This window comes from Leucobacter salsicius M1-8, from assembly GCF_000350525.1.
Taxonomy (GTDB): domain Bacteria; phylum Actinomycetota; class Actinomycetes; order Actinomycetales; family Microbacteriaceae; genus Leucobacter; species Leucobacter salsicius.
Window position 1 is genome coordinate 98,412 of the sequence record NZ_AOCN01000022.1, and the last position, 14,411, is coordinate 112,822.

12 protein-coding genes are annotated in these 14,411 nt (G+C 67.0%); 7 read left to right on the top strand and 5 right to left on the bottom strand.

Features of this window, described 5'->3' with window-relative positions; all coding sequences use genetic code 11:
• Positions 1 to 34 precede the first annotated feature (34 nt).
• Positions 35 to 631, bottom strand: a complete 597-nt coding sequence (locus C795_RS0109605; protein WP_017793541.1) for a TetR/AcrR family transcriptional regulator — start codon at positions 629 to 631, stop codon at positions 35 to 37.
• A 264-nt stretch (positions 632 to 895) separates the two neighbouring features.
• On the opposite strand from C795_RS0109605, the gene C795_RS0109610 reads away from it, so the two are divergent.
• Positions 896 to 2,485 carry a GMC family oxidoreductase gene (locus tag C795_RS0109610; RefSeq protein ID WP_017793542.1) on the top strand — a complete coding sequence of 530 codons (1,590 nt, stop codon included), beginning with the start codon at positions 896 to 898 and terminating at the stop codon, positions 2,483 to 2,485.
• A 110-nt stretch (positions 2,486 to 2,595) separates the two neighbouring features.
• On the opposite strand, the gene C795_RS0109615 is transcribed toward C795_RS0109610, so the two are convergent.
• Positions 2,596 to 3,213: a TetR/AcrR family transcriptional regulator gene (locus tag C795_RS0109615; protein ID WP_017793543.1), complete on the bottom strand. Its 618-nt coding sequence runs from the start codon at positions 3,211 to 3,213 to the stop codon at positions 2,596 to 2,598.
• A gap of 199 nt (positions 3,214 to 3,412) precedes the next feature.
• Here C795_RS0109615 and C795_RS0109620 point away from each other — a divergent pair, with 199 nt between their 5' ends.
• From C795_RS0109620 to C795_RS0109640, 5 genes are read left to right on the top strand one after another with little or no spacing between them, the layout of a single operon-like run.
• Positions 3,413 to 4,417: an ABC transporter substrate-binding protein gene (locus tag C795_RS0109620; RefSeq protein WP_017793544.1), complete on the top strand. Its 1,005-nt coding sequence runs from the start codon at positions 3,413 to 3,415 to the stop codon at positions 4,415 to 4,417.
• A 2-nt stretch (positions 4,418 to 4,419) separates the two neighbouring features.
• Positions 4,420 to 5,199, top strand: coding sequence for an ABC transporter permease (locus C795_RS0109625; protein WP_017793545.1), 780 nt, complete (start codon positions 4,420 to 4,422; stop codon positions 5,197 to 5,199).
• A complete protein-coding gene (locus tag C795_RS0109630; protein WP_017793546.1) occupies positions 5,199 to 6,035 on the top strand; it encodes an ABC transporter permease in 837 nt (278 codons plus the stop codon). Before C795_RS0109625 ends, C795_RS0109630 begins: the two co-directional genes overlap by 1 nt.
• Entirely contained in the window at positions 6,032 to 6,835 is an 804-nt protein-coding gene (locus tag C795_RS0109635; RefSeq protein WP_017793547.1) for an ABC transporter ATP-binding protein, read from the top strand. Before C795_RS0109630 ends, C795_RS0109635 begins: the two co-directional genes overlap by 4 nt.
• 1 nt (position 6,836) lies before the next feature.
• Positions 6,837 to 9,143, top strand: a complete 2,307-nt coding sequence (locus C795_RS0109640; RefSeq protein WP_017793548.1) for an arylsulfatase — start codon at positions 6,837 to 6,839, stop codon at positions 9,141 to 9,143.
• Between the two features lie 100 nt (positions 9,144 to 9,243).
• Here the strand turns inward: C795_RS0109640 and C795_RS0109645 are convergent, their stop codons facing one another.
• The 3 genes from C795_RS0109645 to C795_RS0109655 all read right to left on the bottom strand — a co-directional run bounded on the left by C795_RS0109645 (position 9,244) and on the right by C795_RS0109655 (position 13,301).
• On the bottom strand, positions 9,244 to 11,292 hold the full coding sequence (locus C795_RS0109645; RefSeq protein ID WP_017793549.1) for a primary-amine oxidase: 2,049 nt from the start codon (positions 11,290 to 11,292) through the stop codon (positions 9,244 to 9,246).
• A gap of 72 nt (positions 11,293 to 11,364) precedes the next feature.
• The gene (locus C795_RS0109650) at positions 11,365 to 11,673 is read right to left on the bottom strand and encodes an EthD family reductase (RefSeq protein ID WP_017793550.1); all 309 of its coding nucleotides are present in this window, start codon (positions 11,671 to 11,673) and stop codon (positions 11,365 to 11,367) included.
• 11 nt (positions 11,674 to 11,684) lie between these two features.
• Positions 11,685 to 13,301: an amidohydrolase gene (locus tag C795_RS0109655; RefSeq protein ID WP_017793551.1), complete on the bottom strand. Its 1,617-nt coding sequence runs from the start codon at positions 13,299 to 13,301 to the stop codon at positions 11,685 to 11,687.
• 230 nt (positions 13,302 to 13,531) lie between these two features.
• Here C795_RS0109655 and C795_RS0109660 point away from each other — a divergent pair, with 230 nt between their 5' ends.
• The gene (locus C795_RS0109660) at positions 13,532 to 14,374 is read left to right on the top strand and encodes an SDR family NAD(P)-dependent oxidoreductase (RefSeq protein WP_017793552.1); all 843 of its coding nucleotides are present in this window, start codon (positions 13,532 to 13,534) and stop codon (positions 14,372 to 14,374) included.
• The last annotated feature ends 37 nt before the right edge of the window (positions 14,375 to 14,411 follow it).

Genomic DNA, 14,411 nt, shown 5'->3' on the forward strand with positions numbered 1-14,411 from the left:
CTCGCCGCCCCGCCCCGCTCGCCTCCCGGCCCCGCTAGTCGCGGCGGCGCAGCCGCGCGATGAAGTCGGTGACTTGGGCTTCCAGCCCGGGAACGTGGATCCGTTCGGGGCTCACCACGCGGATCACGGTGGCGCCGATATTCATCATGATGACCTCGTCGGCGAGCTGGGAGTCCGGGGTGGAGGTGACAATGTCGCCGTCCTCGCGGCCCTCTGCGAGGTAGCGCAGGCACCCCGCCTTCCAGCTGTCGAGGTGTGCGTCGTAGCCGCCTCGAACCTCGGGGCTGAAGGCGCAGCGCTCCCAGAACGACAACAGCACCCGCGCTGCCGTCGCATCCTCCTGCTCGACCGGCAGCGTGAAGCGCATAAACATCTCGAGCGCCTCAATCCCGCGCTTCCCCTCGACGTGCGCTTCCACTCGGGCTCCGAGGCTCGTGAGCGAACGCTCGTATGCGCCCTCGACGATCGCGTCCTTGCCCGAGAAATAGTGCTTGAGTGCCCCGTTGGCAAAGCCGGCACGGGTGGCGATCTCGCGCATCGTGGCGGCTTCGATCCCGCCCTCGACGATGAGCTGCCAGGTGACGTCGACGATTTCCTTGCGCCGCTGATCGTGGTCGATGATTTTTGGCATGGCGTCCTTGCTGGCTTGGCGTCACTGGCATGCCGCGGTGGGTGCGGCCCAGAGGGCACGCGCCAGCGGCGTGTTTTATCCTCCATTGTAGACGAAAAACCTGGCGCGCCGAAAGGGTCCCGCGAGAACCTGGCCGGTTGACCCGTGCGGTAAACGTCTTGACTGTGAGAGCACTCCTGCGCGCCCGGGCTCGTCAAACGCCGCTCAACCTGAAACGCTCAGTGGAGCGGGCGGCGATGGAGCCGCGCAAGGAAAGGAACGACCATGGCGGTCTCAGAATTTGAACAGGCACCTCGTAGCGTCATTGTGGTGGGGGCTGGCTCTGCCGGCTCGGTAGTGGCCCGACGCCTCGCTGACGCGGGCGTGCAGGTGACGGTGCTCGAGGGGGGCGGCGAGGACACGAACCCCGCGATTCACGACCCGAGCCGCATGGGGGAGCTGTGGCACAGCGCAGACGACTGGGACTACTACACGGTGCCCCAGCGTGGCGCCGCTGACCGTCGGCTCCACCTGCCCCGCGGCAAGGTGCTTGGCGGTTCTCACTCGCTCAACGCCATGATTTGGGTGCGCTGCGTGCCGCAGGACTTCGACCACTGGGCTGCCCTTGGTAACGACGGCTGGGCCTGGGATGACGTGCTGCCCGTCTACCGCGCGATCGAGAACTTCCACGGTGCGGGCGACCCCGAGCTGCACGGCGAGGACGGCCTGCTCGACGTTACGAGCGAGTACGAGCTCGCCCCGATTCAGCAGGCAATCATCGATGCTGCCGTGGAAGAGGGGCTCGCGCACAACCTCGACTACAACGGTGCCGAGATCGAGGGTGTCTCGCAGCAGCAGGTCAACGTGCGGGACGGCGCGCGCTTCAACACGTACATGGCGTACCTCAAGCCCGTGCGCGATCGCGTGCGGGTGGAGGTCGGCTGCCATGTGCACGAGCTGATCTTTGCCGACGAGGCCGCGCACGCTGGTGCCGGATCGGTGGCGGGCGACGCCGATCGCCCGCGGGTCATCGGCGTGCGATACGAGCAGGACGGCGAGCTGCGTGAGCTGCTCGCGGACGAGGTGATTCTCGCGGCGGGCGCCATTGACTCACCGCGTGTGCTGCTGCGATCCGGCATCGGCCCCGCCGATGAGCTCGCCGAGCACGGCATCGCCTCGCGCGTCGACTTGCCCGGGGTGGGCAAGAATCTGCACGACCACGTGCTTGCGCCCGTGATCTTCGAAACCGAGACTCCCGTGGGCCCGCCGCTGCCCGGCGCCTCCGTCACCCAGACGCACCTGTTTTGGAAGAGTCGGGAGGAGCTGGATCGGCCCGATACCCAGCCGATCAATTTCTCGGTGCCGATGTACGGGGAATCACTCGAGCCGCGCTCAGGCGATGGCTTCTCGCTCATGGCCGGGCTCGTGACGCCGCAGGCGCGCGGCTCAATCAAGCTGTCGGGGCCCGCCGCCACCGACCCGCTGCTCGTCGATATCGATGCGCTGGGTCATGATGACGACGTTGCCTCGCTCGTGGCGTCGGTGCAGCAGTGTCGCCGCATCGGCCAGCAGCCGGCCCTGGCAGGGCAGTGGGGCGCGACCGAGGTCTACCCCGGACCGGAAGTCGGCGATGGTGACGACCTGGTCGAGTACGTGCGCGACACTGTGGCGACGTACCACCACCAGGTCGGCACCTGCAAGATGGGCGTCGACGACCTCGCAGTGGTCTCGCCGAGGCTCGCGGTGCACGGCGTCGACGGGCTCCGAGTGATCGACGCTTCGGTGATGCCGCGCGTGACCACAGGTAATACAAACGCGCCGGCCGTGCTCATTGGAGAGCTGGGCGCGAAGCTTGTGCTTGCGGGGGAGCGCTAGCCGATCGCGAGGGTTCATGGAAAGTGCGAGGTGACTGCGCTACGCGGTCACCTCGCACTTCCGCGATTAGCGAGTGGGATTCACGAGACACGCGCTTTCGTGGGGGCTGCCTAACCCGTGGCCTGCATGCGAGAGCGCTCGGTGCCGAGCCCGGCGATCATTGCGTCCAGACTGCTGGATAGGTCATCGTCTGATGCGGCGTCGGGGACGAGAACCGCAAGCATTTGCCACCCGGCGTTGTACACGGACACTCGGTTGACTGCCTCCTCAGTGTCAACGCCCGAGTGGAGTTCGCCATCGGCCCGCGCCTCCTCGATGAAGCGGCGAATGAGGCCGCGGCGGCGCGTGATGTTGGCATCGTGCACGTCCCAGAGCCCAGCGTCCTGTGCCGCACGGTCCCAGAATGACAGGACCAGGCGAGATTTGTCGGCCCCGATGTCTTCAAAGGGAAGCAGCTCGCGTGACAAAATGCGCAGCGCAGCGAGGCCACGGAGACTGCCTACGCGCGTGATGATGCGCTCGTGTGAGGCATTGAAGACCTGCAAAAATGCGGCGGTCAACAGGCTTTGTTTGTCTGGAAAGTATCGGGCGATCGCGCCGTGGGCGTACCCGGCCTCGGCTGCGATACCGCGCATCGTGACGCGGTCGAAGCCGTCGCGCACAATGATCTGCGTAACGGCGTCGGCAATATGCGCACGGCGCTCTTCGTGGTCGACAATTTTTGGCATATGGGCTCCCTTGCTCCCTCAATCCTAGGGATTGGACTACCAGAATCGAGACTTTCCGGCGTTTCGTCACCAGTTGGTGACGAAACGTTATCGGCATGTTATCTTTGATCACCAGTTGGAGATTAACCTTGTTAATCACCGGACGGTGACGCAAATCTTCACCTGGTACTGAATGCATACGACGACGAAGGAGTCGCTCATGAAGAAAACTAACCGCCTAATCGCAGCGCTCGCGCTGATCCCCGCCGCGGCGCTTGTGCTCAGCGCCTGTTCATCAGGATCCGGTGGCGAGACCTCGAACGGTGACGGGGGAGGACTCACGACGCTCTCGGTCGCGACCATCGGCCTTACCTCTGACGGGTCGCTGCTCACCGGAATCGAGCAGGGCTTCTTCGAGGATGAGGGTCTTGAGATCAAGACCTCTATCGTCGCAAACCCACCCGCCGGCCTTGCCGCTGCCCAGAGCGGCCAGGTCGACATCGCCTACTCGCCCAGCATCCCGCTGCTCAATGCGCTTAGCCAGGGCGTGCCGCTCAAAGTGATCGGTGCCGCTGACGGCTACCCCGAGGTCTCGGTGAGCGCGGAAGACCCCGCGGCATTCGATGACACCGGTTTCTTCGCCAGCTCGCAAAGCGGCATCACCTCGATCGACCAGCTCGAGGGCAAAACCATTGCGGTCCCCGCCCGCAAGGCGCAGCTTGAGGTGGTGATCGCCGAGGCCCTGAAGAAGGAAGGCATCGACCCCGCGACGGGTGTCAACTGGGTCGTCCTCGACTTCACCTCGGCTGTGGCCGGGCTGAAGAGCGGCACCGTAGACGCGGCGGCGCTCGTAAGCCCCTTCACATCGGAGGCGCTCGAAGTGGGAGCCGTACAGCTCTCGGCCCCCTCCATCGCGTTCTTTGAAACCGGCGCCACGGGCCTGTGGACCGCGGGTGTGAGCACCATCGAAAAGAAGGGTGACGCGATCGCGGCGTTCCAGCGTGCCATCGTGAAGTCGAACGAGTACGCCACGGAAAACCCCGAGGTCGCCATCCAGGCCGGTCTTGACTACACGAAGTCGACCCTCACCGTCGACGAGGTGAAGGTGCCAGTCTGGCCCACCGTCGTCAACCTGGAAGACCTCGAGCGCCCGAACGAGAAGATGGTCAAGCTCGGGTTCCTGGCAGAGTCCGTCAAGCTCGACGGCGTCATCCTCTCCAACTAGCCATGACTGAATCACGACTCCTTCGAACCGGCGTAGGCCTTGTCGGCGCCGCGGCCACGCTGGGGATCTGGCAGGTCGCGGCGTCGGTGGGGCCCCTCGCCGAGTCGCCGTTGCCGACCGCGGGTGAAGCGATCTCCTCGCTGGTCACGCTGCTGGGCACCTCTGAAATGTGGCAGGCCACCGGCGACACCGTGGTCATGGCGATGACTGGACTCATTCTCGCCGCCGTCGTCGGTGTCGTGGTTGGCGTCGGCATCGGTGTCTCCCCACTCGCGATGCACGCCACCCGCGTGCCCCTCGAGTTCCTCAAGCCCATCCCTCCCATCGTGATCCTGCCGATCGTTGCCCTTGTGCTTGGGCCGACGATGAACATGGGAATCTTCCTGGTGTTCTTCGGCTGTTTCGTGGCGATCGCAGTGCAGACCTCGGCCGGCGTCTTCGACACGGACCCGGTCGCCAGTGCGACCGGACGATCCTACGGAATGGTACGCGGCGAGATTCTCATGAACATCGTGCTGCCGAGCTCCCTGCCGTACATCGGCACCGCGATCCGGGTGGCGGCCCCGACCTCGCTCATTGTGGCGGTCGTGGCGGGCCTCTTGGGCGGCGGCCCGGGCCTCGGCCAGAGCCTCCAGCTGGCCCAGATCTCGGGAAACCAGAACGACCTGTTTGCCTACGTGCTGATTCTTGGCATCCTGGGGCTCATCATCCAGGGGCTGAGCCAGTGGGGTGAGCAGCGTCTGCTGCACTGGCACCCGCAATACCGAAAGGCGGCCCTCTAATGGCGTTTACCTCCTCCATTCAGGTGCGCACGCGCGTTGCCCGCAAGCAGCGCCGCAGTAGCCTGCCTCGCTGGGCGCTCATCAGCGTCGAAGCCGCAGTGCCGGTATTGCTACTCGCCGCTTGGTGGGTCGCCTCAGCCGGGTCCACCAATACGTTCTTCCCGCCGCTGCAGCGCATCCTCGCTCGCCTGGGCCAACTGGCAGCAACGCCGGTGTTCTGGACGAACGTGGGGCTCTCAGCCGGCAACCTGCTGCTCTCGTTCGTGCTCGCCTGCGTGATTGGCGTGTTCCTGGGAGCCGCCCTCGGCCTCATCCGGCCGCTGTCGTGGCTCGTCGAGCCGACGATCCACTTCTTCCGTGCGATCCCGCCCGTCGCCCTCGTGCCGATCTTCGTGTCACTCATCGGGTTCGGCAACGAGACCCGCATCCTGTCGATCACGATCGCCTCCGTGTTTCCCGTACTGATCTCGACGATGGACGGCATCCGAGGGTCGGAGCCGACCCTCGAAATGGTCAGCCGCGTGTACCGCATCGGTGGCGTCGATCGACTGTTCTCGATCACACTGCCCGCAGCCAGCCCCCGCATCCTGTCGGGCATGCAGGTCAGCCTCATCACCGCGTTCGTCGTGATGATCGCGAGCGAGATGCTCGGTTCGTCCAACGGCCTCGGCGCCATGACCCTGCTCGCGCAGCAGTCGTTCGCCATCGATGACATGTGGGCCGGCGTGCTCACCCTTGGGGTGCTCGGCTATGCAACCACCGCCCTCTTCGTACTCTTCCGGCGCCGCGTGCTGCGCTGGTACATCGCCTCGCAACAGCAGGAGAAGAAATCATGACCCGTTCCACCCCCGCGCACCTCGTGGACGCGCCCGTGCGCCTGAGCGTGCAGGGCCTCGCCAAGACCTACGAGACGAAGAAGGGCGCCGTCCCGGTCATCGCCGACCTCACCTTCGACGTCCGCGTCGGCGAGATCGCCTGCATCGTGGGCCCCTCGGGCATCGGCAAGACGACGCTCCTCAAATGCCTCACGGGCCTGCAGTCAGTGACGTCGGGTGCGGCGCGCATTGACGGCAACCTGATTGACGGCCCGCCCGAGGAGATGGCGCTCGTTTTCCAGGAGTACACGCGCTCGCTCATGCCGTGGCTCACGGTCGAGAAGAACGTGCGCCTCCCACTGAAGCACCTGCGCCTCCCCGTGGCGGAGCGCGAGGAGCGGATCGCCTCGGCGCTTGCCGCCGTTGGGCTCTCGGGGGCCGAAACGAAGTACCCGTGGCAGCTCTCGGGCGGCATGCAGCAGCGCGTCGCCATTGCTCGCGCCATCGCTTACCGCCCCGAGGTGCTCGTGATGGACGAGCCGTTTGCCTCTGTCGATGCGCAGACGCGATTCGAACTCGAGGACCTCTGCCTCAAGATTCGCGAAGAGTTCGGCATGACGATCGTGATCGTCACACACGACATCGATGAGGCCGTGTACCTGTCAGACACCGTTGTTGTACTGGGTGAACGGCCCGCCCGCGTCACCGAGATCATCGACATCGACTTCGGTGCCCCGCGCGACCAGCTGCGCACCCGTGTCATGCCCGAGTTCGCCGAGCTGCGTACCGAGATCCTCGGGCTCATCAGAAAGGCCGGTTAGCGTGACCACGCGGGGGTATGAGGGGTTCGGGGGGATCGCGCGCGAGTTCACCTCTGATTCCACGCCTTGGTGGCCCGAAGCCCAGCGGGCTCACGCCGAGGCACCCAACGTCGTCGTCATGCTCGTGGACGACCTGGGGTTCAGTGACCTCGGGCCGTTTGGTAGTGAGATCCCCACCCCGCATATCGACCGGATCGCGGGCGACGGCTGGGTATTCACGAACTACCGCACGGCGCCCATGTGCTCGCCCGCGCGGGCCGCGCTCCTGACCGGGCTCAACCCGCACCGAGCGGGCTTCGGGTTCGTCGCACACACTGACCCGGGGTACCCCGGGTTCACGTGCGAGCTGCCGCGCGACTCGGCGACGCTCGCCGAGTCGCTGCGGGCAGGGGGCTACGCAACCTTCATGGTCGGCAAGTGGCACCTCACCGGCGAATCGCGGCTGCACGACGCGGCCGACAAGTCGAGCTGGCCGCTGCAGCGCGGCTTCGATCGCTACTTCGGCAGCATGGATGGCTTCACGTCACTGCACCACCCGCACCGCCTCGTACGTGACAACTCGGTCGTCGACGTACAGGAGTTCGCCGATGGCTACTTCCTCACCGATGAGCTCACTGGCGAAGCGATCGCGATGATTGACGAGCTTCGGGTGAACGATGCGACCAAGCCGTTTCTGCTCTACTACGCTCACACCTCCGTGCACGGGCCGATTCAGGCCAAGGAGGCCGACATCGAGCGGCACCGCGGCCGCTACGAGGCCGGCTGGAACGCGATGCGCGAGGCGCGGTTCGCGCGCCAGCGCGAGCTCGGCATTGTGCCGGATCACGCGGAGCTCCCGGCCGACGCCATCGCGGACGGAGACAAGATCCCCGAATGGGCGGGGCTCAGCGACGCCGATCGCGCGCTGTTCGCCCGGCACATGGAGGTCTACGCGGCCGCGGTCCAGTCGATCGATGACAGCGTCGGCAAGCTGACCGCGCGGCTCGACCGGCTCGGTGAACTCGACAACACCATCATCGTGCTCGCGAGCGACAATGGCGGCACCGCCGAGGGCGGCCCGAGCGGCACCCGCAGCTACTTTGCCCAGTTCGGCACGAGCGGGGAGCTCCCCGCAGATTGGGTGCGCGATGTGCCCCGCGACGTCGCGGACATCGGCGGCCCGAAGCTGTTCAGCCAGTACCCCACGGGCTGGGCGCGCGTCTCGAACACCCCCTTCCGCTCTTTCAAGTCGACGACCTACGAGGGTGGCGTGCACGCGCCGCTCATCGTGTCATGGCCGGCGGCCCCCGTGAGCGGGCGCGGTTTGCGCGACCAATTTGTGTTCGTCTCGGACCTCACCCCGACCCTCCTGGACCTTGCGGGCGTGACGCCGCTGGCAGAGTTGGCGGGGCGCCCCACCCAACTGCCCGATGGTCGCAGCGTCGTCGACGTGCTCGGTGATCCCGAGGCCGAGGGGCGCGAGGCGCAGTACTTCGAAGTGATTGGGCGACGGGCCTTGGTCGAGGGGGAGTGGAAGGCGCTGTCTGCGGTGCCCCCCACGAAAGCAGAGGGGGCCGCGGGCGGAGACTGGGAGCTGTACCACCTGGCAAGCGACCCCACAGAGACCCGCGACCTCGCGCGCGAACACCCCGCGCGTATAGCCGAGCTCGCCGAGAAGTGGCGCACTGCGGCCTGGCAGAACACGGTGTTCCCGCTCGATGACGACGGCTCGCTGCACGCAAACCGGCCCGAAACCGAGGGCATGCTGGCCGACCCCGTCACGCTCGTCCCGTTTCGCCCGCCGCTCGAGCGCTACCGCGCTGCGCAGCTGACGGTGCTGAAATCATTCACGGTCGAGGCCGAGATCTTCACGGAGGGACACGCCGCCGGTGTGATCGTGGCCCACGGCGACCAGGGGGGCGGGTACCTCGTCGCTCTCGACGACGGCGCCCCGCTGCTCTCGTACAACGCATACGGCGACATGCATCGCGCCCGCGGGGCCCAGCTCGAGCACGGGTTGCACAAGTGGGTGCTGCGGGTCGACGAGTTGCCCGAGCTGCGGTGGCGGTTGCGGCTCGAGATCGATGGCGTGACCGTCGCCGAGATTGCGCAGGTGCCCATGCTGCTCGGCATGGCCCCGTTCACCGGGATTAGCGTCGGGTACGACTACGGCGGCCCGGTCGATTGGGAGCTGCACGAGGCGCATCGCAGCTACCGGTTCACGGGCGGCGAGATCGCACGCCTGTGTTACGTGCCCGGCGCCAGATCGCAACATGATCACACGGTGCTGCGCCGGATCGGCGAAGCCGTCGCGGCCATCGCCGACTAGCCTGAGCACGCTTGCAGGGCGCAGGCGGTGCGCAAACTGAAGTGGGTGGCTACTCCGAAAGGAGTGGCCACCCACTTTGCATTTGGGCGTTGCGTGAGGGCTACTTACCGCAGGCGCAGCCGGGGTTGCCGCAGCGGCAGGCGTCGCCCGCGCAGCAGCCACAGCCGCCGCCCGCGCAGCACGCGCCCGTCATGCCGTCGCGCGACACAGCACCGTCGGGCAGGTTCATCGCGGGGTTCTCGTCGAGGAATCCGTGGGGCTTGAACAGGAACCCCGAGTAGTCGACGGGCATGATGGGCCAGTCCTCGGGGCGCGGCACGTGGGTCGGGCCAAACACGTGCCAGAGCACGATGTCCTCGCCGTCGAGTGAGCGGTTCGCTTGTGTCCAGGCCGGCAGCCCCGCGCCGCCCGGGTTGGCGTTCGGAAAGTCGCCGGCGGGAAACCGCTCGTGTGCCGCGTACTGTGTGGCCCACAGATGCTCGGTCGCAAACTCGGCGCGGCTGTGCACGGTCGATTCGGGCTGCGCCATGAGCGTGGGCTGGCCCTGGGGCAGTAGGCGGAACGCGGTGGGGTGGCCGAGCCTGTTCGTGCGTTCAGCGCTGCGCACCTCCCAGACACGGCCGGCCGCGGGGTTGGCCCGGCGCCGCGCCTCGGACTCGCTCGTGAGCTGGCGCGAGTTCCAGGTGAAGGCGTTGCCGTGCGGGTTCTCGGGTCCGATCGGAATCCCGGCGACCTCGACCTCGTGCAGCGTGTTCGCCTCGCCGTCGAGCGCGGTGTCGAGGCGCGCGCAGAAGAGGTGTTGGTGCACCGGCGCGAAGATGCCGGGAGCGATCTCGGGCGCGTGAGGGTTGGCCGATCCGGGCATCCCCGCGCTCGCAAACACGATTCCCGTGGCCTTCGCCTCGAGCTGGATCGTGCCATCGAGATAGAAGTACCAGAAGAATCCGTAATCGTAGTTGCCGATGGTCGAGAAGTACGAGACCACGAGGCGGCGCGACCGGCGCACCTCGGTGTGACCGTCGAGATCCGTGTGCTTCCACAGGATCCCGTAGTCCTCCTCGTGCATGCAGACGACCTGCGGAATCTTGACGGGGTGGCCGTGATCGTCGGGCACGAAGCCATCGAAGTAGTGGATCACCCCGAGGCAGTCGCAGCCGAGGCTGAGCGTGTTGGCATTCTTGCCGAGCAGGTACTCGCCCGCGTCGAAGTAGCTGATCCAGAATCGGCCCGGGGCAGTATCGCCGTAGGGCACGACCATCTCGGGGACGCTGGCGCGGTGCAGCACCTCGCGCTCCTCATCGCCATCGCGAAAGCTGACCTGGTTGAGCACGAGCCCCTCGCGCTGGTTGAACCCGACACGAAAGCTCCAGTTCTCCCACGTCACAAGCGATCCGTCGACCTCGAAACTCGGGCCCTCGGGCTGTGTGATCTCGATGGGTTTGAGGCTCGTGCGGGCGGGGCCCTGGGCCGCGGCTGAGTAGTTTCCGTGGCCTTTGGGCACTGGCACGTCGCCCTCGTCCTCGACTCGGATTACGGTGCCGCTCGAGAGGTCGATGTGCACAATTAGCCCCTCGACCGGGTGCGCCCACGGGCTATCGCTCGGGTCGTCGCGCAAGAAGGTGAGGGAACGCACGACGCGTTTGTTGGCCTCGTCTGCGCGGCCAAAGAAGCCGGGCGCCAGGGGTGCGCAGAACGCGAGCTCCATGCGGTCGGCGAGCCCGCGGCGGTGCATGGCGGCCTGCCAGCCCTCGGAGGCCTTCGCGATGCTCGCGGCCCGGTCGTACTCCTCGAAGATGTACTGCGGTTGGCCCTCGACCGCGGTGTCGATGTCGCGGATGCTCTCGACCTCCCCAGCTCCGTGCACGGCGACCACGGCGACCCGGGAGGTGCCGTCGGACGTGTCGAGCAGCACGATCTCGAGGCGGCGTTCGATCGGGTCCTCGGGCGCCCACTGGGCGAGCCATTCCTTACTGGGATCGAGCGGCAGCAGCTGAGCCACGCGCACAGCTTCGCCCATGTGGCCTGCACCGACGAGGAGCTCCCGGGCGCGCGCGATCTCGCTGGCGATCAGCGGATCGAGCGGGTGCGCCACGAAGGTCGGCTCGGTGACCCGTTGGCCGTGGGTATGACTAGTGCGATCGGATGACATGGTGGCTCCCTTGCCCCTCGAAGTGTGACCGTGCGGTGTGTTCCTCACGGTAGGTGATTGTGTCGTCGAACGCTACAGCGGCAGCCGCTCCACGGGGAACGTGACCACGGTCGCCCCGCCCGTCGCATAGTTCGGCACATCAGCCTCGACGGCCTGGCCCTCGGGCGACGACATCGCGGCGCCAAGCGCCGCCTCGTCGGCAAACGTCGCCTCAAACACCGCAAAGAACGGGGCAGCGCCGGGCGCCCCGATCCCGATCGAGAACGAAATGCCTTGCACGCCGGGCAGCTTCGCGCACAGCGGGAGGTGCGTCTCGCGGTAGTACGCCTCGAACACGGTGCGATCGGTGGGCTCGGGGTAGAGCACGATGAGCTTGTGCATGCTGGCCTTCCTTATGCCTCAGGTGAATCATTGCGGGTGAACACGCAGCGGCCCGCAAACCAGGTCTCGTCGACTTGGGTTTGCACGAGTTCGTTTGCGGGGTGTGCGAACGGGTCGCGGTCGAGCACGACAAAGTCGGCGGACTTGCCTGCCTTGAGCGAGCCGGTTTCGTCGGCCAGGCCGATCGCCTCGGCGCCGCGAATGGTGAACGCCGCGATGGCTTCTTCGAGGGTGATGGCCTGCTCAGGCCACAGGGTGCCCGGGTACTGGCCGCTCGGATCCTCGCGGGTGACGAGGCCGTGGATGCCCTCCCACGCGTTGGGGGAGGGGGAAACGGGCCAGTCCGAGCCGCCCGCCACGATCGCACCCGCGTCGATGAGTGCGCGGTTGGGCTGCATCTGATCGGCGCGCTCGCGCGGCAGCACCTCGCGGATCGCTTCGACGATGGGGCCGGGCACCCAGATGAAGGGTGAGATGTCTGCCGCGACGCCGAGCGGACCGAAGCGTGCGATGTCGTCGGGGTGCACGAACTGGCCGTGGGCGACCTGGTACCGCGGGGCGGTGAAGCCCTCGCCGCGAATCACCTCGACCGCGTTGAGCACCTCGTGCACTGACGCATCACCCGTGCAGTGGATCTTGGCCGAGAGTCCAGCCTGCGCCGTGCGACGCAGCCAGTCCACCAGCTCTTCGTGGGCCAGCAGGGTCGAGCCGTGAAAGTGATCACCGTGGACGTCATCGGGCAGATACGGTTCGAGAAACGCGCCGGTGCGCGTGGGCGGCACCCCGTCGAGGAAGATCTTCACGAAGTCGGGGCGGTGATGTGCGGTGCGAAAGCGCTCGCCGCCGAACACGAGGTCCTCGCCGATCTCGGAGAAGCCGAAGATCTCGTCGTTGATGAGCATTGAACTGACCACCCAGGCGTTCAAGCCCGTCGACTCGTCAACCGAACGCAGCGCTTCGAGGATGTGGGTGGAGACGCCGGCATCTTGAAACGCGGTAATGCCAAACGAGTTGAGGATCTCGACGCCGCGGCGGGCGGCGGCGCGCTCCTGGTCGGGGCTGAGAGCCGAGGCTGCGTCGCCGACGGCGGCAACGGGCAGACCCGCGGCTTCGAAGAGCACGCCGGTGGGGTGGTCGACGCCCGCGAGCTGCATGGCGCGGGTGGATGCCCAGCGGTTGTGGTGGGAATCGTCGATGAGCATGACGGGGCGCCCGCCCGCAGCCTCGTCGAGCCGCGCGAGCGCCTCGGGGGTATCGATGTCGCCCAGGCGGTCACTCATCCACGGCCCGCCTACCACCCATGCGTCTGCGGGGAGTCCCGCGGCGTAGCCGGTGACGGCCTCGATGATGCCGTCGAGCGTTGCGCCGATCGGCACCCGCAGCTCAAACAAGTCTTCCTTGCCCGCGAGGAAGTGGTGGTTGTGCACATCGACGAGGCCGGGCATCACGAACGCGCCATCGAGGTCTCGGATCACGGTGCCGGGGCCCGCGCCCGCCGATACCTCGGCGAACGTTCCGACTGCGGTGATGCGCCCGGATCGGGCCGCGAGCGCCTCGGCCCAGGGCTGCTCCGGATCGAGGGTGTAGATACGTGCGTTCGTGAGAATGATCTCGGGGTGGGTGGTCAACGTTGACTCCGTTCGCTGGGCCGGGGTGTGTACCCCGCTCGTGTTATTCTACGCATGTTGACCAACTCTGCAGAGTAGTTCGTCGCGCGTCCCAGTCCCATTCTCGCTCGGTGGCGTTGACTCTGCGTGAACACCGCTGGGCTCAGAGCGCCCGGTTGCCGCCGTGCCGGGGAATGGGCGAAAAGATGGTGCATATCGGCGCACCTGTCGCCCGCGAGTGAGGACACCACATGACCCAGTACGAACACCAGCAAGGCAACGACGTTGCCGACCGCGTCGTCGTGATTACCGGCGGCGGCACCGGTATTGGTGCGGCCATCGCCGAACGCTACGCCTCCGAGGGGGCGCGCGTGGTGGTGCTGGGTCGGCGCCTCGCGCCGCTTGAGGAAACCGCCGCCCGCACCGGGGCATGGCCCATCGTCGCCGACGCGGCCGACGGTGCATCGGCGCGTGCTGCCGTGGCCCAGGTCGTCGAGAAGTACGGCCGCATCGACGTGGTCGTCGCTAACGCGGGTGGGCACGGCTTCGCGTCGGTGGGGGAGACGAGTGACACCGACTGGGATGCGGCGATTCGCGCGAACCTGTCGACCGCGTTCGTCTTGACGCGCGAGGCGCTGCCAGTGCTTGAGCGCACCGCCGCGCAGCACGGCACGGCCCAGATCGTGATCGTGTCCTCCCTCGCCGGGCTCTACTCGGGCCCCTCGGTCGCGGGATACACCGTCGGCAAGCACGCCCTCATCGGGCTCACGCGCAGCCTCGCCCGCGACTACTCGCGGCGCGGGGTGCGCACCAACGCCGTATGCCCCGGCTGGGTGCGGACGCCCATGGCCGACGCTGAGATGGACGAATTCGCGTCGCACGCGGCCGAGATCGAGGGCCGCGAGGCGGGCTATGCCGCGGTCACCGCCGACGTGCCGATCGGACGCCCGGCGGAACCCGCCGAGATTGCGTCGATCGTGCGATTCCTGGGGTCGAGCCAGTCGTCGTACATTACGGGGGCCGTCATTGTGGCCGACGGTGGCGCCCACATCGTCGACCTGCCCACGCTGGCGTTCGAGCACGCGGGGATGTAGCCAGCGGGGTGGCCGGGTGGCCCCGGGCCAACCCCGC